The sequence below is a fragment of the Streptomyces tritici genome (genome assembly GCF_048500665.1).
GTDB classification, from domain to species: domain Bacteria; phylum Actinomycetota; class Actinomycetes; order Streptomycetales; family Streptomycetaceae; genus Streptomyces; species Streptomyces tritici.
Genome location: NZ_CP183183.1, coordinates 146,005 through 165,126, shown reverse-complemented (window position 1 = coordinate 165,126; position 19,122 = coordinate 146,005). Strand labels below are relative to the sequence as shown.

The 19,122-nt window shown below is 76.4% G+C and carries 16 protein-coding genes and 1 pseudogene; 6 read left to right on the top strand and 11 right to left on the bottom strand.

The window, feature by feature from the left end; all coding sequences use genetic code 11:
• Nucleotides 1–42: 42 nt before the first annotated feature.
• Together ACNJ93_RS00855 and ACNJ93_RS00850 are read right to left on the bottom strand one after the other, a co-directional pair.
• Nucleotides 43–387, bottom strand: coding sequence for an ArsR/SmtB family transcription factor (locus tag ACNJ93_RS00855; RefSeq protein ID WP_418961274.1), 345 nt, complete (start codon nt 385–387; stop codon nt 43–45).
• A 5-nt stretch (nt 388–392) separates the two neighbouring features.
• Complete coding sequence (locus ACNJ93_RS00850; protein WP_418955339.1) at nt 393–623, bottom strand: hypothetical protein; 231 nt, start codon at nt 621–623, stop codon at nt 393–395.
• Nucleotides 624–845: 222 nt separating this feature from the next.
• Between ACNJ93_RS00850 and ACNJ93_RS00845 the strand changes: the two genes are divergently transcribed.
• Entirely contained in the window at nt 846–2,897 is a 2,052-nt protein-coding gene (locus tag ACNJ93_RS00845; protein WP_418955338.1) for an ATP-binding protein, read from the top strand.
• A gap of 62 nt (nt 2,898–2,959) precedes the next feature.
• On the opposite strand, the gene ACNJ93_RS00840 is transcribed toward ACNJ93_RS00845, so the two are convergent.
• The 3 genes from ACNJ93_RS00840 to ACNJ93_RS00830 form a co-directional block, all read right to left on the bottom strand.
• Nucleotides 2,960–5,005 carry a hypothetical protein gene (locus ACNJ93_RS00840; RefSeq protein ID WP_418955337.1) on the bottom strand — a complete coding sequence of 682 codons (2,046 nt, stop codon included), beginning with the start codon at nt 5,003–5,005 and terminating at the stop codon, nt 2,960–2,962.
• A gap of 124 nt (nt 5,006–5,129) precedes the next feature.
• A complete protein-coding gene (locus tag ACNJ93_RS00835; RefSeq protein WP_418955336.1) occupies nt 5,130–5,762 on the bottom strand; it encodes a DUF4232 domain-containing protein in 633 nt (210 codons plus the stop codon).
• A 23-nt stretch (nt 5,763–5,785) separates the two neighbouring features.
• Nucleotides 5,786–7,045, bottom strand: a complete 1,260-nt coding sequence (locus ACNJ93_RS00830; protein WP_418955335.1) for a cytochrome P450 family protein — start codon at nt 7,043–7,045, stop codon at nt 5,786–5,788.
• Nucleotides 7,046–7,326: 281 nt separating this feature from the next.
• Between ACNJ93_RS00830 and ACNJ93_RS00825 the strand changes: the two genes are divergently transcribed.
• The 3 genes and pseudogenes from ACNJ93_RS00825 to ACNJ93_RS00815 all read left to right on the top strand — a co-directional run bounded on the left by ACNJ93_RS00825 (nt 7,327) and on the right by ACNJ93_RS00815 (nt 12,528).
• Nucleotides 7,327–10,164, top strand: a complete 2,838-nt coding sequence (locus tag ACNJ93_RS00825; RefSeq protein ID WP_418955334.1) for a hypothetical protein — start codon at nt 7,327–7,329, stop codon at nt 10,162–10,164.
• Nucleotides 10,165–10,360: 196 nt separating this feature from the next.
• A pseudogene (locus tag ACNJ93_RS00820) lies at nt 10,361–11,607 on the top strand (amidohydrolase); the annotation flags it as partial.
• 225 nt (nt 11,608–11,832) lie between these two features.
• Nucleotides 11,833–12,528, top strand: a complete 696-nt coding sequence (locus ACNJ93_RS00815; RefSeq protein WP_418955333.1) for a PP2C family protein-serine/threonine phosphatase — start codon at nt 11,833–11,835, stop codon at nt 12,526–12,528.
• 13 nt (nt 12,529–12,541) lie between these two features.
• Here the strand turns inward: ACNJ93_RS00815 and ACNJ93_RS00810 are convergent, their stop codons facing one another.
• The 3 genes from ACNJ93_RS00810 to pstS form a co-directional block, all read right to left on the bottom strand.
• Nucleotides 12,542–13,291, bottom strand: a complete 750-nt coding sequence (locus tag ACNJ93_RS00810; RefSeq protein ID WP_418955332.1) for a hypothetical protein — start codon at nt 13,289–13,291, stop codon at nt 12,542–12,544.
• A gap of 204 nt (nt 13,292–13,495) precedes the next feature.
• Nucleotides 13,496–13,969 carry an N-acetyltransferase family protein gene (locus ACNJ93_RS00805; protein WP_418955331.1) on the bottom strand — a complete coding sequence of 158 codons (474 nt, stop codon included), beginning with the start codon at nt 13,967–13,969 and terminating at the stop codon, nt 13,496–13,498.
• Nucleotides 13,970–14,044: 75 nt separating this feature from the next.
• Nucleotides 14,045–15,172 (bottom strand): phosphate ABC transporter substrate-binding protein PstS, encoded by a 1,128-nt coding sequence (pstS, locus tag ACNJ93_RS00800; protein WP_418955330.1) that lies wholly within the window; start codon nt 15,170–15,172, stop codon nt 14,045–14,047.
• 230 nt (nt 15,173–15,402) lie between these two features.
• Between pstS and ACNJ93_RS00795 the strand changes: the two genes are divergently transcribed.
• On the top strand, nt 15,403–16,434 hold the full coding sequence (locus tag ACNJ93_RS00795) for a phosphotransferase (protein ID WP_418955329.1): 1,032 nt from the start codon (nt 15,403–15,405) through the stop codon (nt 16,432–16,434).
• Nucleotides 16,435–16,486: 52 nt separating this feature from the next.
• Nucleotides 16,487–17,770, top strand: a complete 1,284-nt coding sequence (locus ACNJ93_RS00790; RefSeq protein ID WP_418955328.1) for a cytochrome P450 — start codon at nt 16,487–16,489, stop codon at nt 17,768–17,770.
• A 66-nt stretch (nt 17,771–17,836) separates the two neighbouring features.
• Here ACNJ93_RS00790 and ACNJ93_RS00785 read toward each other — a convergent pair whose 3' ends face one another.
• The 3 genes from ACNJ93_RS00785 to ACNJ93_RS00775 all read right to left on the bottom strand — a co-directional run bounded on the left by ACNJ93_RS00785 (nt 17,837) and on the right by ACNJ93_RS00775 (nt 19,081).
• Nucleotides 17,837–18,229, bottom strand: coding sequence for a VOC family protein (locus tag ACNJ93_RS00785; protein WP_418955327.1), 393 nt, complete (start codon nt 18,227–18,229; stop codon nt 17,837–17,839).
• Entirely contained in the window at nt 18,219–18,506 is a 288-nt protein-coding gene (locus tag ACNJ93_RS00780) for a hypothetical protein (protein ID WP_418955326.1), read from the bottom strand. Before ACNJ93_RS00780 ends, ACNJ93_RS00785 begins: the two co-directional genes overlap by 11 nt.
• A 107-nt stretch (nt 18,507–18,613) precedes the next feature.
• On the bottom strand, nt 18,614–19,081 hold the full coding sequence (locus ACNJ93_RS00775) for a DUF6336 family protein (RefSeq protein ID WP_418955325.1): 468 nt from the start codon (nt 19,079–19,081) through the stop codon (nt 18,614–18,616).
• Nucleotides 19,082–19,122 lie beyond the last annotated feature (41 nt).

The following is a 19,122-nucleotide window of genomic DNA, read 5'->3' as shown; positions in this document are numbered from 1 at the left end:
CGTCTTCGTTCTCGTTCGTCGTCGGTCGTCCCGGTGCGGGGCTCATCGGCCGTCCCGGGGTTCGGGGGTGCGCAGTTCGGCCAGCAGTTCCTGCTGCCCGGCGAGCAGGTCGGACAGGATCCGCCGGGCGGCGGCGAGGAGCTCGGCGACGTCGCCGCCGGCCAGCTCGTACACCACCGTGGAGCTCTCGCGGGTGGCCGTCACGATGCCCGAGCGGCGCAGCACGGCCAGCTGCTGCGAGAGGTTCGACGGCTCGATCTCGATCGCCGCGAGCAGATCGCGCACGGGCATCGGCCCGTCCTGGAGCAGTTCGAGCACGCGGATGCGCACCGGGTGCCCCAGCATCCGGAAGAACTCCGCCTTCGCCTGGTAGAGCGGAACCGGCACCGCCTTCACGCCTCACCCACCTCTTCCTCGGCCGAGCCGGCGCCGCCCGCGCCGCCGGCTCCGGCGTCGCCCGGCGCGTCCGGGTCGATGCCGTGCTTGCGGGCCAGCCGCAGCGCGTCGTCCAGTTCGTCCTCGGCCAGGGCCGCGTCGTACGCGTCGCCGGCCGCCCGCGCCTCCTCCAGCCGGGAGCGCGCCGCACGGACCCGCTGCCGCACCGCTTCGCCGAACGTGCTCACGACACCCCTCCAGCTGACGAATTGAAGAACTCTTCAAGTGTAGGGGGCGGGCCAATCGGTCGGACGTTCGGGCAATCCGTGACACGAGTGGTCCTCGGCGTGCGGACGACACCCCCCGGGCCGCTGCGGCGTTGGGGTTGCCGTGACGCCCGTGCAGTGACGGTTCTGCAGAGGTGGCGTCACTGATCGTCGACGCGAGGCACAGCACGGGGAGTGGCACACGTGGGGACACCGCAGCGCGGGCAGAGGGCGCCGCACGGCCTGGTGGGCAGGGACGAGGACACCGCGGAGCTGCGCCGGCTCCTGGAACGGCACCGCCTCGTCACGCTCGCCGGTCCGGTCGGCATCGGCAAGAGCCGGCTCGCCGCGACCGTACGCGCGGCCGGCGCGGGGCCCGCGCCGCGGGTCGGACGCCCGGCGCGGACGGCGCGCCCCCGGGGGCGGCGCATCGTGCTCGTCCACTGGCGCGGCACCCGCCCCGGCGCGCCCGGCGCACTCGCCGCCGCCGTCCTCGACGCGGCCACCGGCAGCCGCCGGCCCCGCCCGAGCGGCGCCGCGTCCCGCCGGCCCGGTCCCCGCCCCGGCGCGCCGGCCGCGGCCCGCCCCGCCGGGCGGCCCGACGTCCGGGTCCTCGCCGCGCACTGGCGCGACACCGACGTCCTGCTCGTCCTCGACGACATCGACCCCGTGCACACCGAGTGCGTCGGACTCGTCCAGACCCTCCTGGAGCACGTGCCGTCCCTGCGGGTCCTCGTCACCGCCCGCAAACCCCTCGGCCTGGGCGGCGAGGCCGTGCTCCGCCCCGCGCCCCTCGCCGTGGAACCGGCCCCCGGCCGCCGCCTCGCCCCCGCCGTCGAACTGTTCCTCGCCGGGGCGCGCGCCGCCGGCGTCGACGCCGGCTCCGTCGACCTGGGCGCCGCCACCGACATCTGCCGCGCCCTCGACGGCCTGCCGCTCGCCGTCGAACTCGCCGCCGCCCAGCTCGACCGCCACGACGCCACCGACCTGGCGCACCGCCTCGAAGGCCACCAGGTCTGGCTGAGCATCCCGCACGCCGCCCTGCCCCGCCACCGGTCCCTGCGCGACGCCCTCGCCGCCGCCTACGTCGTGTGCGACCGGGAGGAACGGATCGCCTGGGGCCGGGCCAGCATCCTCGCCGGCGCGTTCGACGAGTCCACCGCCGTCTTCGTCTGCTCCGGCGGCGGCCTCGACGCCTCCCGCGCCGCCGCCTGCCTCGCCCGGCTCGCCGCCGTCGGCGTCCTCACCCACGAACGCGACCCCGGCGGCATCCGCGAACCGCGCTACCGCATGACGGCCGCCGCCCGCGACTTCGGCCGCGAACGGCTCGCCGCCGCCCGCGAGTCCGAGGTCGCCGCCGAACGCCGTGCCATCCACGTCCAGCGCACCGCCGCCGTCGCCGAGAGCCTGTGGAGCACCGGCAGCCAGCGGCAGGCCGTCCTCCTCCTCCAGGACGAGGCCGAGGACCTGCGCGCCGCGCTCGCGCACGCCCCGCAGCAGCCCGACCGCGCCGAGGCCGCCCTGGAGACCCTGCTCGACCTGTGGTTCTGGTGGGTGGTGTACGACGCCCGCGACGAGGGCCGCCGGCACCTGACGCACCTCCTGCCGCTCTGCCGCCCCGACAGTCCGCTCACCGCCCGCGGCATGTGGCTCGCCGCCTGGCTCGGCGCCGCCGGCGGCCCCGAGGAGGCGGCCGAACTCCTGCGGCGCGCCTGGCCGCCGGCCGTCCTCGCCGGCGACGACGCCACCGTCGGACGCATCGCCCACGTCCAGGGCCTCCTGGCCCTCTACGGCGGCGACCCCGAACGCGCCGCCGACTGCTTCCGGGCCGCCGCCGACACCATCCCGCCCTCGGCCCCCGGCGGACTGTCGCCCGCCGTCAGCCTCGCCGCCCTCGCCGTCACCCTGGCCGGCCACGCCCCCGAGGCCGCCCGCCGCACCGCGCGCCGGGCCCTGCGCCAGCCCGGCATCCGCTCCGACGCCTGGGCCTGTCTGGTCGCCCGCTACGCCCGCGCCTTCGTCGACCACAGCGAGGGCCGCAGCAGCCGGGCCTGGCGGCGTGCCCGGCGCGCCCTCGCCGGCCTGGACGAGCGGCTGCCCGAGCCCGACGGCACCGCCGCGCTGCGCCAGTTGCTCGCCGACGTCGAGTCGGGCGCCCCGAGCGCCGTCCACGTCCCCGCCGGCCCGCACGCCCTGCCCCCGCCCCCGCTGCCCGCCCTGGCCGCGACCGGCACCGCCGACCCGGCGCGCACCTGACGGCGCGACGCCGACCGGCACCGCCGACCCGGCGCGCACCTGACGGACGGACGGATACGCCCTCACGCCCCGTCGTGCAGGCCCAGCCAGGCTCGCGCCCGCGCGACCTCCGCCTCGGTCGGCGCGGGGCGGGCCCGCTCGGGGGCCCGGACCAGGCAGTGGGCGCGGGCGACGGCGAGCGCCATCTCCCGGGCCCCGGCGGAGAGCCGGGCGTCCTCGGCGACCTCCCGCGCCCGCAGCCACCACGACAGGGAGCCGTCGTCGACGCTGTAATGCCACAGCGGCTGCGCCGGATCGGCCGCCCCGAGCAGCGCGCGCTTCAGCGCGTGGTCGGGCAGCTCCCCGGCCGCCACCAGACGGTCGGCGACGAGCAGCGGGTGCACGCCGTCCAGCCGGGCGCGCAGCAGGACCCACGTCAGCAGATGGCCGGTGTCGTGGCCGCGGCCGGTGACGAACCGCCACAGCTCGTCCGCCTTCGCCTCGTCCGGCGCGCCGAGGTGGGTGAGCAGCCGCAGGTCGTTCTTCCACAGCGGCTTGGGCTTCGCCCACCAGGCGAGCAGTTCCCCGGCGACCGGGTGGCCGAGCTCCTGGGCCAGGCAGGTCAGCGTGACCAGCGGGTGCCGCCACTCGGTGTACGTCGTCCGGTACTGCTTGGTGAGCGTCTTCTTCCAGCGCGGCACCAGCGCGTCGACCTCGGCGGCGCCCGCGAGGCCGTGGGCGTACAGCAGCTCCAGGCAGAAGCCGAGCCCCTCCATGCCGGTGCGCCCGTCGGCCACTCGGGCGCGCAGCCACTCCACGTCCGGCTCGCTCGGCGTCCGGTACCGGTGCCAGGCGGAGGTCAGTGCGCTCAGGTCCGTGAGGTCGGGACCGGTGCCCGCGAGCAGGTCGTCCCGGGCGGCCTCGTACCGGTCCGCGACGGCGAGCGCGTCCTCGGTCTTCGTGCCGGTGAGGTCCTCGTAGGCCGGGCCGAGCCGGAGGGCCTCCTCGCGGACGTGGCCGAGCCGTTCGCCCGCCGTCGACGCGATCAGCACGCGCAGTGCGCGGGGGAGCCGCTCGTCGGTGCTGAAGCGGAGCCGCGCGAGAGACGTGAAGGCCCGGCTCTCGTGGTGGCCGACACCCGAGGCCCCGCGCCACTCGTCCGTCGCGGCCGCGGCGAGCGCCACGGCCAGCGACCGCAGCGCGCCCTCCGGGGCGTCCGGACCGGCGAGCTCCGCCGCGACGGCGGCCGCGGCCGCCGACCAGTCCGGCTCGCCCAGCGCGTGGCGCAGCCGCAGCCAGGGCGCGACCGCCAGGAGGTCGCCGGCGAGGGCCCGCTCGCGGACGAACTCCAGCCCGCGCGCGGACGGCACCTCGGCGACCACGGCGGACGCCCGGTACCCCACGGCGGCCGCCGTGTCCCAGGCGTCCGGGTGCCCGTGGCGCAGCAGGGCGCGCAGCACACCGGACCAGCCCGTCCACTCGGCGAGCCGGCCCTCGTACGCGCCCCGCCACGCCTCCAGCAGCCGGGACGCCTCGTCGGCGGTGAGCGCGTCCCGGTGCTCCAGGGCGAGGGCGTACCGCGCGGCGGCGGGCAGGTCCACCGGCCCGCGCAGCCGCTCGTGCAGCCAGCCGGCCTCCGCGCCGGTGAGCGGCGCGTACCGCGGCGGCCGCAGGCTCGCGTCGAGCGGTGCGCCGAGCCGGGCGAGGAACTGCCGTACGCCGGCCGGGTCCTCCGGGTCGGGCAGCCCGTCCGCGTCCCGGCGCGTCACGAGGTCCAGCCGGAAGGCCTGTCGGGGCCCCGCGTCGACCAGCCGGTACCCCTCCGGCACCGGACCGAGCCCGGCGGCGACGGCCGCGTGGTCCCCGCCCCAGTGCAGCAGCAGCTCGCCGGTCAGCGTCCCGGAGCGGTCGAAGGCCGCCTTGTGGGACGGCCACAGCCAGTACGCGAACGAGGTCGCCTCGTCCAGGCCCCGCTCCGCGCACAGGTCGGCGGCCTCCACATGCCCGTCCTCCTGCAACTCCCGGCCCCGCCTCGGCGGGGCCAGCACCACGAACCCGTCCCCGCCCAGCGTCCGCCACCAGGCCGTCAGGGTCTCGAGATCGGACGGCGCGCCGGCTCGAACGGGCATGGGTGTGCTCCTCGGGGTGTGCGGTGTGAAGCGCTCAGCCTAATCAGGCCGCCCGCAGACCCCCGCGATCAGGCCGCCCGCAGATCCCCGCGCGGCCTGATCGCGGGGGGATCTGCGGGCGGCCCTACTCCACGACCTTCTGCCAGGCGGTCGTGCCGAGCAGCCCCGTGGTGCCGATGTCGAGGCCGCCCTCCGGCTGCACCGTCTGCCGGGCCTCGCCGACGGCCGGGGCGATCTCGACGTACACGCCGCTGCCGTGGAGGTCCGCCGGGTCCACGGCCGCGTACCGCCAGACGAACACGCTGCGCGCCGCCTCGCCGGGCCGCAGGGTCACCGGGCGGGGGCCGGGGTCGTCGAGCGTGGTGATCGGACCCGGGCCCTTGAGGACCGTGACGTCCATGGGGCGGCGCTCGACGTCGCGCACGCGGACGTCCGGGTAGCCGTTCACCTTCCGGTGCGTGCCGCCGCAGTTCGTGAGCGTCACCGGCATGGCGCGCAGGCCCATCGCCGCGTTCACCGCACCCGTCGTCACCCGCACGCCCGTGGCGGGGCAGCCGGCGGGGCTCGCCGCCGGCGCCGGGGGCGTGCCGACGGCGCCGGGGGCGGCGGAGGACGGCGCGGCCGGGGAGGGCCGCAGCGCCGCCGCCGTACGGGCCGGGTCGGCCTCGCGGTCGAGTTCGGCCGAGAGCCCGCACCCGGCGGCGAGCAGGGACAGCGCCGCCAGGAGCGTGGCGTGCCGCGGAGAGATGCCGGTCATGCGGCGATCATAGGGACGGCGGTTCAGCCCGCGTCAGGGCCCCTGCGCGGCCGGAGCCGGACCGGCAGCGTCTGGTGCCCGTTGCTGATCAGCGAGGGCAGCGGCCGCAACTCCTCCGGGGTGACGGCCAGTTCGGCGTCGGGGAAGCGCTCGAAGAGCGCCCGCAGCGCCGTGGCGACCTCCAGCCGCGCCAGTGGCGCACCGAGGCAGAAATGCACCCCGTGGCCGAAGGCGAGGTGGTCCGTGTTCAGCCGCGTCACGTCGAAGTCGTCGGCGTCCGGGCCGTGCCACTCGGGATGCCGGTTGGCGGCGGCGTACGAGGCGAGGATCGCCTCGCCCGCCGCGATCCGCCGCCCGTCGGGCAGCGCGATGTCGGTGACGGCGTAGCGCAGCGGCAGATGGGCGACGGCCGGCTCGTGACGCAGCGTCTCCTCGACGACGTCCGTCCAGTCCGCCCGCCCCGCCCGGACATGGCGGAGCTGATCCGGGTCGAGCAGCAGGGCGGTGATCGCCTGGTCGATGACGTTCACGGTCGTCTCGTACCCGGCGCTGATCATCAGCAGCAGCGTGTCGAGCAGTTCGGCGTCGGTGAGTCCGGAGCCCTTCGCCTCGCCCTCGCCCTCGTCGTCCCGTGCCGCGATCAGCAGCGACGTCATGTCGTCGCCCGGCGAGGCCCGCTTCGCGGCGACGAGCGCCTCCAAGGCCCCGTACAGGCGAGCCGTGTTCGCCGTCTGCTCCTCGTGCGTCAACGTCGTGTCGAAGACCGCGTCGACCAGTCCGCCGAAGTCCCGCCGCTGCTCCGCCGGGACGCCCATCAGGAGGCCGATCACCGCGATCGGCAGCGGCCGCGCGAACGTCGCCCGCAGGTCCACCGTCTCCCCGGGCGGTACGGCGGCCAGGGCGTCCAGCAGGTCCGCGGCGAGGTCCTCGACCGTGCCGCGCAGCGCGGCCACCCGGCGGGCGGCGAAGGCGGGGGCGATCAGCCGGCGCAGCCGCCGGTGGTCCGCCCCGTACGCCGTGAACATGTTCCGCACCGCGACCCACAGGGCGAGCGGCCAGGTCTGCACGACCTCCTCGAACGCGGGCCAGTGCGCGCGGGCGTCCTTGGAGACGTCGGGGCTGGTGAGCAGCCGCTTCAGGAGCACGGGATCGGAGACCGCCCAGGCCGTCACGCCGAGCACGTCGACCCGTGCGGCGCCGCCCCGCGCGTTGAGCAGCCGGTGTTCGACGTGCCGGCCGACGCCGGTGGGGTCGAGGACGAGGGGAGTCTCGGACTGCGTCACGGCGGTCTCCTTCGGGCGACGGGAGCGGACCCCGCGGGTCGTCGGCCGCAGTCTGACCCGCGGCCCCGCGCCCGGCAAGGAGGGGCATCCGGCCACGCCTGGCCGACGACGGACCGTCAACCGGCTTGCGTGACAAGCGCGATGGTCTCTCCGACCGTCGGATTCCGCTTCCTGCCCGCCGCGTGAGGCAACCGCGTCCCGGCCCGCGTCATCTCCCGGAAGGAGAGGGGCGCCGGGGGAACAGGCGCGCCCCGACGAGACCGAGGACGAGGAACCCCATCTTGATACGTGTGACACGTGCGGCTGCCACCGCGGTGGCCCTGCTCGCACTGGCGACGGCGGCGCCCGCGCCGGCGTTCGCACAGCCGGCGCCCGAGCCCCCGCCCCTCGGGTCCGCCGCGACGAACCTCCCGAAGGGATGGCGGATCACCACGGGGACCGGCGGCGAGCGGCAGCTCGTCTGGACCGCGCCGAAACGCGTGCCGATGGGCGACGCGCGCATCGAGTTCCACAGCGGCGACCGCCTGCTCGGCCGCCCCCAGGCGGCCCCCGACGGCCGGACCTTCCGGCTCCCGCTGACCGGCGCCGAGGCGGGCGCGCCCGGCGACCTGCGCGTGGTCGCCGCCGGCCGCCGCCTCGACGCGAACGCCCCGACCCCGCCGCCGCGTTCGGGCTTCGGCGCTCCCGGCGTCCCGCGGCAGCAGGCCCCGCTCCCGGCCAACGACGTCGACCCGGGCCTCCCGGGCACGTACCGCACCGCCGCCGGCGAGTACGACCTCCCCGCCGTCCGGCTGCCCGGCTTCCCGAACCCGGTCGAGATGCGCGCCCACGTCGTCGGCCCGACCGACGCCCCCGGCAAGCGCCCCGTCGCCCTCTTCCTGCACGGCCGCCACTACACCTGCTTCGCCGCCGACGGCGAACGGGCCATGGGCTGGCCCTGCCCGTCCGGTTTCAAGCCCGTGCCCGGCCACCGCGGTTACCGGCAGAGCCAGCAACTCCTGGCCTCCCAGGGGTACGTGACCCTGTCCGTCTCCGCCAACGGCATCAACGGCCAGGACGACGTCGCCGAGGACGGCGGCGCCCAGGCCCGCTCCTCCCTCGTGCGGCAGCACCTCTCCCGCTGGGCGGACTGGGCCGCCGACCCGGCCGCCGCCCCCGCCGCCGTACGCTCCGTCGCGCCGGCCGACCTGACGCGCGTCCTGCTCGTCGGCCACTCCCGGGGCGGCGAGGGCGTCAACCGCGCCGCCCTCGACAGCGTGTACGCGCCGCCCGCCGACCAGGACGGCGCACCGGGCGCGGCCCGCTGGACGATCCGCGGCAACGTCCTGATCGGCCCCACCGTCTTCGGCCACAACCCGGCCCCCGACGTCCCGTCCCTGACCCTGCTGCCCGGTTGCGACGGCGACGTCTCCGACCTCCAGGGCCAGATCTACGCCGACGGCACGCGCGGCGTCAGCACCGGCGCGGCCCTGCACAGCGCGGCGTACGTCGTCGGCGCCAACCACAACTTCTTCAACACCGAGTGGACCCCCGGCCAGGCCGAGGCCCCCGCGGACGACGACTTCTGGTCCGACGACACGCCCGACAAGGTCTGCTCGCCCGGCACCCCCACCCGGCTGACCGCCGCCCAGCAGCAGACCGCCGGCGCCACGTACATCGCGGCCGCCGCCCGGCTGTTCGTCGCGGGCGACGACAAGGTCCGCCCGCTGCTGGACGGCACCGGCCGCCGCGCCCCCTCGGCGGGGCCCGCCCGGGTCCTCACCCACGCCGTCGGCGCGCACCGCACCGCCGCCTTCCTGTCCGGCCCGGACCTCAAGGTGAACGGCGCCGGACGGCTCTGCGCCCAGATCGCCGCCGAGCCGGCCCGCGCCTGCCTGCCCTCCGGGGACCAGGGACAGTCGCCGCACTTCGCCGGCTGGGAGGTGAGCCCGGAGCCCGGCCGCGACGCCGTCGCCATGGTGTGGCCGCGACCCCGGCCCACCCCCGGCACGACCACCCCGCCGGCCGGCGCCCGGCCCACGACCGGACGGCCCGTCACCGTACGCGCCGCCGCCCCCGTCCCGCTGGCGTCCGCCCAGGCGCTCGCCCTGCGGGTGATCGTGCCGCCGAACGCCACCGGCTCCGCGTTCGACGTCGCCCTGGCCGACGCCTCCGGCCGGCGCGCCGCCCTCGGCCGGTACGCCGTCGAGGGGCTGCCCGGCACCGACCGCACCGCCTCCTTCTGGGCGCGCGAGGTCCGCGTCCCGCTCGCGAAGGCGCGCGAGGCCGGACTCGACCTGACCAGGATCCGGACCCTGGAGCTGACCCCGCACGGCACTGCCGGCCGGGCCTGGCTCATGGACGCCTGGGGCTGGCGCCCCGGCACGCCCGCCGTCCGGCCCGCGGTGCTGCCGCGTGTCGACGTCGGGCGCACGACCGTCGCCGAGGGCGACTCCGGCGAGCGCGTCCACCGCATCCCGGTCCGCGTGACCGGGTCCGGCACCGGCCAGATCCGGCTCTTCGTGCCGCAGCCCGGCACCGAGGGCGCGTACACCTCGCGGCTCGTCACCGTCGGCGCGGGCGGCACGACCATCGACCTGCCGGTGACCGTGCGCGGCAACACCCGCTACAGCTACGGGTCGCGCCACGACGTGCTGGTGAAGGCCGTCCGGGGCGCGGTCGTCGGCGCCCACCGCGGCGGGCTGACCGTCCGCGACGACGACCCGATGCCGACCGTCACCCTCAAGCCGGTCGCGTCCGACGTCACCGAGGGCCGCCCGCTCGTCTGGCGGATGACGCTGTCCGCGGCCGCGGACGTCGACCTCACGGGCGACCTCGGCTTCCTGCCGGCCGCCTCGGGGACGGAGCTGTCCACCCGGGACGTCGACCCGGTCTGGCTGGGCGAGCAGTTCGGCCAGTCGCCCGATCCGGCGCGGCCGCTGTCCGGCCTCGGCGAGGGCGCGTCCCTGTGGGTCTCCGTGCCGGCCGGCCGGCTCACCGCCGACGTCGGCGTGCCGACGATCGCCGACCGGGTGCGCGAGCCCGCCGAGACGGTACGGGTCCGGCTCACCACGTACGACGAGGAGTGGCAGCCGCAGCACGGCCCGGCCCTCACCGGCACCGTACGGGACGCTTCCTGACCCGGCGGCCGCCGGAGGTGTGACGTGGCGCCGGTTCCCGTACGGGGGCCGGCGCCACGCGGCGTCTATCCTCGCCGGAGGCGGGATCCGGTGGACGGAGGACGGACGAGGTGGCGGAGAACAGCAGGCGCGGCACGGCGACGGCCCCCGCGGACGGCGCGGCGCGCACCGCGTCCACCTCGCTCAGCCGAGCCGCACGGGGGCCGCGGCCGGAGCGGCCCCCGGCGCCGCGACCGGCGCCGACGCCCGGCAGGGCAACGGCCGTCCCGGTGGGCCGGTCGTCTTCAAGAACGTCCGCCCGCACGGCGCGGCGAAGGCCGTGGACCTGGTCGTCGTCGACGGGCGCATCGCCGCGGGCCCCGCGCCGCGCATGTCGTCGACGGCGGCGGCCGCATCGCCCTGCCGTCCCTGATCGACGCCCACATCCACCCCGACAAGACGACCTGGGGCGGCTCGTGGGTGTCGCGCAAGCCGGCGAGCTCCCTCGCCGACTTCGTCGCCCAGGACGTCGAGCTGTTCCGCGCCCAGACCCGTTCGGTCGCGGACCGCGCGTACGGTCTGATGTCCCACGCCGTCACCCGCGGCACCCGCGCCATGCGCGCCCACGCGGACATCGCCCCCGCCTACGAGCTGGCCGGCGTCGAGGGCCTGGCCGAGGCCCGCCGGCGGCTGAGCCACGCGCTCGACGTCCAGATCGTGGCGTTCCCGCAGCACGGCGTCGTCCGCACCCCCGGCACGGCCGAACTCCTGGAGGAGGCGGCCCGCTCCGGCGTCGTCGACATGATCGGCGGCATCGACCCGATCGGCTTCGACAAGGCGCTCGACGAGCAGCTCGACCTCGTCTTCGGCATCGCGGACCGGCACGGCATCGGCGTCGACATCCACCTCCACGACCGCGGCGAGACCGGTCTCACGACGCTGCGCGCCATCATCGACCGCACCCGCGCCCTCTCCCTCCACGGCAAGGTGACGGTCAGTCACGTCTTCTGTCTGCCCGCCCTGTCCGACAAGGACCTCGGCGCGATCGCCGCCGACCTCGGCGCTCTCGACATCGCCCTGACCACCGTGGCCTACTCCGGCAGCCTCGTCCTGCCGATCGCGCGGCTGCGCGAGCACGGCGTGACCGTCGGCCTCGGTTCCGACGGGGTGCGCGACTCATGGAGCCCGTTCGGCAACGCCGACATGCTCCACCGCGCCCACATCCTCGGCTGGGTCGACGACGTCCGCCTCGACGACGAGCTGATGGACTGTTACACCACCGCGGCCCCCGGGGGCGCGGACGTCATGCACCTGCCGCACGCCGACCTCCGGCCCGGCGCGCCGGCCGACTTCGTGCTCGTCCGCGCCGAGTGCCTGCCGCAGGGCGTGGTCGACATGCCGCAGCGCGACCTCGTCGTGCGCGGCGGCCGGATCGTGGCCCGCGACGGCGAACTCGTCGACTGACGAACGGTCGCCGGACGGACAGCGGCTGCGCGTCCTCCCGGCACGCCCCGGCGTGTCCCCCGCCACGGCCCGACGCGGCCCGGCTCGCACCCGGCGCGAGACCCGGCACGCCCGCCGCGACGCCGCGCGGCGGGCGTGCTGACGCTCCCCGTATGCCGGGGATGACACAGTTGTCCTGTGTCCTGTGCCCCGAGGGCGGGCAGCCCGCATCCACCAGGGAGCGTCATGCGTACTCACGCGACCGCACAGCTGATCGGCGGCCGCTCGCACCAGTGCGACGCGACCGCCACGTACTCCACCGGCGGCGGCGCCCGTTCCTACGCCCTGCTCGACGGCATCGGCAGCTCCGACGAGGTCCGCGACTGGGCCCGGGTGTACGCCCGCCGCCTCGCCCGCGCCGCCGCCCGCGAGGGGGCCGAGGCCGGGCTGCGGGCCGTGCACGCCCTCGCCGCCGCCGAGCCGGACCGCGACACGTGGAAGGCCGCGCATCTGCCCGCCGCCGTCGCGGTCGTGGCCGTCCAGGCGCCCGGCGCGCCGCTCTCCGTCGCCTGGTGCGGCGACGCCCGCGCGTACCTCGCTCCCGAAGGGCTGCCGCTCGTCCGCCTCACCACCGACCACAACATGCGCCAGGTCCTCATCGATCTCGGCGCGATCCCCGGGCCGTACGCGCGCAACACGGTGACCTCGTACCTCGGCGACATCCGCGACACGCCGGCCATCGGCGTCGTCACCGCGGCGGCCGAGGGCCGGCTGCTGCTGGCCAGCGACGGCTGCTACGAGCCCCTGGAGGACCATGACCTGGATCTGGCGGCGTATCTGACGGGCACTCCGCACCAGGCGGCCCGCGCCCTCGTCCGGGCCGCCGTCTCCCACGCCGGGCCGCACGCCGACAACGCCACGGCCCTCGTCGCCGACCTCTGACCCCGCGCGTCGCTCAGGTCTCCGTGCGCTCCGGCTCGAAGGACACGGTGACGAGGCGGTCGCTGACCCGGTCGGCGGGCTCGCCCGTGGCCGCCGCCCGGTACGCGCGGATCGCCGGATCGGTGAACGTGGCGGTGACCACCGGGCAGTCCTGGGCGTCGTTCGTCCCCTCGGGGGAGCACGAGCCGACCGTCATCAGCTCGTAGCCGGGGCAGAGCGCCGCGGCGGGCAGTTCCACCTCCAGGTACAGCACGTCCCCGGGGGAGACGCGGTGCACCCCGGAGCGGGGTTCGGGCAGGAGCCGGTCGGGGTCCTCCGGGTCCTTCACGCGGGGCGTGAGCCCGCGCGCCGAGGCGCGGCGGCCCTCGCCGTGCGGGCCGTACACGTCGACGGTCACCCCGCCCCGGGCGAGCGGCGCGGGCAGCAGGAGCGGGGCGCCGCGCACGCTCAAGGCGAGGTGGACCTTGAACGTGGTGCGTCCGGGCTGCTTCGCGCCGGGGGACTGCGCGGCCCAGCCGCCCAGCCCCAGCCGCGGATCCCCGTCCCGCTCGCCCAGCCCCTTCGGGGCGGGCCGCGGCCCGTCGTCCTTCCGGCACCGCGACAACTGCCCGACGCCGCCGCCCGGCAGCGGCCGGTCGGCCAGGGGCACCGCGGGCAGCGGCGGCAGCTTCGGGCCGCGCTCGACGGGGAACGCCAGCACCAGCCCCCAGGCGACGAGCGCGACGACGGGGACCGACAGAATCAGCCACGAACGCGGCGACAACCGGAACACTCAGCCCCGCCCTTCCACGGCGTGTCCGGAACGTCCCGTCCGGCTCGCCCTCCGGGCGGACGACGTCACGCCCCGGCCACCCCCTGGCGCGCGCACCCGGCCCCGTACTCCCCGCTCCACACCCTTCACGATCTTCTCAGCGTGCTCCGGCCGGCGAGCGTTACCCGGGCGTGCCCGCCCCGTGCGCCGCCGGAGTCACTCCAGCCGCAACCGCTTCGCCATCAGCCGCTGCCCCGCCGCGTCCGTGCCCGTGAAAGCGAAGCCGTTCCGCCGGTACAGCGTCACCGCCGACTCGTTGTCCGGCCGCACCGCAAGTTCCAGCGTGTCCGCCTCCGTGCGCAGGGCCCATGCCTCGACCGCCGCGATCAGCCGGTCGCCGACGCCCCGGCCCCGCGCCCGCGGCCCCACCCACACGGACCGCAGCTCCACCACGCCCCCGCCCGCGCCGCGCGGCACCCCGCGCGCGACCCCCACCGCCCGCTCGTCCAGGACGGCCACCAGGTTGTACGTCCCCGGCGCCGTCAACCGCTCCCGCCACTGCTTCTCCCCGCCCCGCGACCAGTCGTCCAGCCGCGCCCGGAAGGCGTGCGGGGAGTCGGCGAGCGCCGCCAGGCGGACCTGCCGCCACATCGGCCAGTCTTCCGAGGTCATCACGTGCAGGCGCAACATGCGGACGAGTCTGCCCCAGCGGCCGTGCCGCCGGAAGGAGCCCGCACCCGTGCGCCCCCCGGTCTTGACAGCACGTCAGGACAGGGTGGCGACGACCTCCCGCACCCGCTCCGCCACCGACCGGGGGAGCGGGGCGTAGTGGATGGCGTGGAGTTCCTTCTGGCCCTCCTCGCTCGCCGCGTACCCGAGGAAGGACCTCAGCGCGGGCAGGGACTCCGGCCGGTTGCCGTCGGCGCAGACGATCTCGTACGTGACCTGCACGATCGGGTACGCGCCCGCCGCCTTGGTCCGGTAGTCGAACTCCAGGGCCAGGTCGCCGTCCTCGCCGGCCACCTCGGCCGTCGCGATGCCCAGCGACGCGCTCTCCGTCGTGGGGGCGACCGGCTCGGGCGCGCCGGTCGCGATGCGCACCGTGTCGATCTTCCGCTTCTTCGCGAAGGACAGCTCGAAGTAGCCGATCGCGCCCTCGGTCTGGGCCACCGCCGTGGCGACGCCGTCCGAGCCGTTCGCCGAATGCCCGCCGCGCGCCTGCCACTTCTTCTCCGCCGGGTACGGCCAGGCCGAGCCGGCGGCGCCCTTCAGATACGCGTTGAGATTCTGGGTCGTACCGGAGTCGTCGGCGCGGTGCACCGGCACGATCGTCAGATCGGGCAGCTCCGCCGCCCCGTTGAGCCGCTTGATCGCGGGATGGTTCCAGCGGGTGATCCGGCCGTCGAAGATCTTCGCGAGCGTCGGCGCGTCCAGGACGAGGCCGGGCACGCCCGGCACGTGGTAGCCGAGCGCGATCGGGCCGCCGACCATCGGGAGGTCGATCGCCCTGCCGCCCCCGCACACGTCCCGCGAGACCTCGCGGTCCTCGTCCGACAGCGCCTGGTCCGTACCGCCGAAGGTCGTCGCGCCGCGCCGGAACTGGGCCACACCCGCACCCGAACCCAGCGGGTTGTACGCGAGCCGCACGCCCGGGCAGGCGCGCTGGTACTGCTGCATCCAGCGCTTCATCGCGTTCTGCTGCGCGCTGGAACCCGAGCCGTTCACCAGGCCGTTGTCCGCGCACGCGATGTCGGGGGCCGACTCCTCGGCGGACGGCTCGGCGTCCTGCGCCGCCCCGCCGGTTCCGCAGGCGCAGAGCAGCAGCGCCCCCGCCAGAACGGCCGCAGCCCCCGCCCGGCGGGAGGAGGCCCGCCCCGAATCTCGCAGCAGCACCGTGAATTCCTTTGTGGTCGAGCAGTTGAGCGTCCGCGGAGGGTTCCGCGGACCGGTCGCGCACCGCATGCTCGGACATCCCGGAACGCGGCACGTGGCTCCGAGGAGAACGGAAGGTGTCATTCTCCCGACGTTTGGGTGCGCGGCGCGGCGGTGTCGTGCCTCCGCGACGGCCGTCGCCCCCGGAAAACCCCAGGAGAGCCGCACCGCCGGGATGATGGGATGGGCCCATGCGACACGACACCACCACGACCGTGGACCCGGCTGACCACCCCCACGGCGTCACCCCCTGGGAGGACGCGGGCTGGCGGGACGCCGCCCTGGACTGGGCCCGCGAGCGGCTCGCCGAGCACGGGCTGCGGGAGCGGGGTCCGGCCGCCGAGGTCCGGCTGCGTCCCTGGTCCGTCCTCGTCCGGCTCCCCGTCGACGGCGACGGCCACCGGACCGTCTGGTTCAAGGCCAACCCGCCGTCCAGCCGCTACGAGGCGGGCCTCGGGCAGGCCCTCGGCGCCTGGGTCCCCGAGCACGTCCTCGTGCCGCTCGCCGTCGAGGCCGAGCGCGGCTGGTCCCTGCTCCCCGACGGCGGCGGCCTCTTCCGCGACGAGCTCGACCGCGGCCTCGCCGACGCGCGCGCCTGGGAGGAGCCGCTGCGCCAGTACGCGGCGCTGCAGCGCGCCCTCGTCGGCCGTACCGGGGACCTGCTCGCCCTCGGCGTGCCGGACGGACGGCCCGCCGCTCTTCCGGCAGTCTTCGACCGGCTCGTCGAGGAGTGCGGAGCCCTGGACCCGGCCGCCCGCGCGGCGCTGCGCGCCCGGCGGCCTCGCCTGGTGGCCTGGTGCGAGGAGCTCGCCGCGACCGGCGTGCCCGACTCGCTCGACCACTCCGATCTGCACGAGTCGCAGGTTCTGGTCCGCGGGCAGGACCGCTACACGTTCTTCGACTGGGGCGACGCGGCCGTCGCCCACCCCTTCTCCACGCTGCTCGTCACCGGCCGTCTGATCGCCCGCCGCTTCGGGACGGACCCGCTGCCCCGGCTGCGCGACGTGTATCTGGAGGCGTGGACCGGCGACGGGACGCCCGTGGCGGAACTGCGGCGCACGGTCGCGCTGGCGTCCCGGCTCGGGGCGATCGGCCGGGCCCTGTCGTGGGCGCGCGTGTTCCCCGTGCGGGACGGCGCCGCCGGCGGCGGCGACACCGCCGAGGCGACGGCGCGCTGGCTCCATGAGCTGTTCGCCGAGCCGGGCCTCTGGGACACCGAGTGATCCCGGACACGCGCAGGTCAGGGGCGGTGCCGGAGCGTGTTAGCGTCCGGCGGTGACTTCCGCTGCCCTGCCGGCCCCCGCCGACCTCTCCGCCGAGGACGACGCGCCCGACCTGCTCGGGCTCGACGTCTTCGGCGACGGCTTCGTACGCGACCCGTACCCGTGGCTCGACGCGCTGCGCTCGCACGCTCCGGTGCACCGGGACCCCGTCACCGGCCTGTGGCTGGTCAGCCGGTACGAGGACATCCGCGCCGTCCTGCTCGACCCGGCGGCCTTCCACCCGGACAACGCCCAGCACGCCGTCGTCCCGCTGCCCGTCCCCGTGCTGCGGGTGCTGGCGCGGGCCGGCTTCAAACTGCCGCCGGCGCTCGCCAACAACGGCACCGACAGCCACCCCGGGCTGCGGCGCGTCGTCACCCGCTTCTTCAACGCCCAGCGCGTCGCCGCCGCCGTCCCCGTCGTCGAGCGCCTCGCCGACGAGCTCCTGGACGCCGCGCGGGCCCGGCTCGACGCCACCGGCTCGTGCGACCTGTTCACCTCGTACGCGCAGATCCTGCCCTGCCGGGTCCTGATGGAACTGCTCGGCATCGACGGCGTCGACCCGGCCACCCTGGTCCGCTGGAGCGACGCGTCGCTGGAGCTGTTCTGGGGCCGGCCCGGCCTGGAGCGCCAGCTGGAGCTGGCCGCGCTCGTCGGCGCGTTCCACCAGTGGCTCACCGCCACCGTCCGCGACTCCGCCGCACGGCCCGGTTCCTTCGTCGAGGCGCTGCGCGCCCACCGGCTGCCCGACGGCCGGCCGCTCGACGTGGAGACGGCGGTCGGCGCCTGCTTCTTCGTCTTCATCGCCGGGCAGTCCACCACCGGCCAGCTCATCTCCACCACGCTCCACCGGGCCCTGTCCGAGCCGGGCCTGTGGCCCCGCGCCGCGCACGAGACGGGCCTCGCGGAGGCGTGGGTGGAGGAGGTGCTGCGCCGCGAGCCGCCCGTCACGACCTGGCGGCGGGTGACCGCGCGCCCGGTCACGCTCGGCGGCGTCGCGCTGCCGGCCGGGGCCCAGCTGCTGCTGATGCTCATGGGCAGCGGGTCCGATCCGGAGGTGTTCGACGAGCCGGAGCGGATGTGCCCGCACCGGGCCAAGGCCCGCCACCACCTGTCCTTCGGCGTGGGCCGGCACCGCTGCCCGGGCGCCTCCCTGGCCCGTACGGAGGCCGCCGTCGCCCTGCGCGCGGCCGCGCGTCGGCTGCCCGGGGCGCTGCTGCTCGCGGCCGACGAGGACCCGCCGGTCCTCGGCCTGCTCTCGTTCCGGGCGCCGCTGCGGGTGCGGGTCACCCGCTGACGCGGAGGCTCCCGCCGACGCTGGACCACCCCCGGACGCCGAGGCGCCCGCCGACGCGGACGCGCCTCAGCGGGGCGTCTCCTGCAGGACGGACAGGACGTTGCCCGCCGGGTCCTTGAACCAGGCGATGGGAGGCCCCTCGCCGGCGTGGTCGCGCAGGATGCCGCGGTCGTCCTGCGGGAACTGCTCGTACCGCTCCATGGTCACGCCGCGGGCGACCAGGTCGTCCACGGTCCTCTCGACGTCGTCCACGACGAAGTTCAGCACGGTGAACGTCGCGGGCACGTGGTCGTCCTTGGGATACACCAGCACGTCCCGGTCCCCTGCGAGCTTGAGGAACAGGGCGTCCATGCCCTCCTCCTCGGCGACGCGCAGGCCGAGCGTGTCGGCGTAGAAGTCCCGCGCGGTGTCGAGGCGGTCGACCGAGAAACTGCCGAAGGACTTGCTGTCACCCAGCATGACGGCTCCCTTGGGTTCGCGTGGCACCCCCGCGTCCATCGTCCCCCCGACCGGCCATCCGGCGCAGCAGCAGCGCCCGCCCGCGCTGCACCCGCGGCAGCACGAAGTACACGACCAGCGGGACGACGATCGCGGTGAGGATCAGCAGCCGCAGGATGACCGGCAGGGGCGCGAGCAGCGGCCGGAGCGCCAGCTCCAGGACGGCCAGGGTGGGGAAGACCGACAGCCAGATCATGAGGGCCATGTGGTGCTTCGGGGGCGCGACCTGGGCGGACATGGGCACTCCTTAACAGCGGGGCTTACGCGAACGGTGATCACTGCGGGAAACTCCCGCAACCACCGCGGAATTCCCGGCGGCGGCCCGCCCGTCCGGCGCCGGCCGCGTCAGCTGCCGAACAGCCAGCTGTCGTACGGGGCGGCGTCCACGAGGTGGTACAGCCCGTACGGCCCGGGGAACAGGACCAGGCCGAGCACCCCGGTCCGGACGAGGGAGGGCGCCATGATCGTGACGGCGTCCGTCTGGCCGGTGATTGTGCGCAGGTCCCGCCAGCGCCGGACGTCGCCCACGCAGCAGGCCCAGAAGAACAGGCCGGTCACCAGGAACAGGCCCCCGGCGATCAGGGCGAGCCCGGACACCACCGCCAGGTACTCCTCGCGGTCGCTGTGGCCGGGCACGAAGAACATCCCGAGCGCCGCGAGCACCTCGGCCGCGAGCCCGAAGAGGGCTCCGCGGCGCACCACCTCCCAGAAACGCAGGCGCGGCAGGAGCACGCCGTCCTCGTCCCGCTCCCCGCCGCCGGGGCCGTGCGCGCCGCCCGTCGCCGGCGCCGTCCTGTGCTGAGTCGAAGCCATGGTCGTCCAGGCTATCCAATGCGTTGACAGCCTCGGCCGGG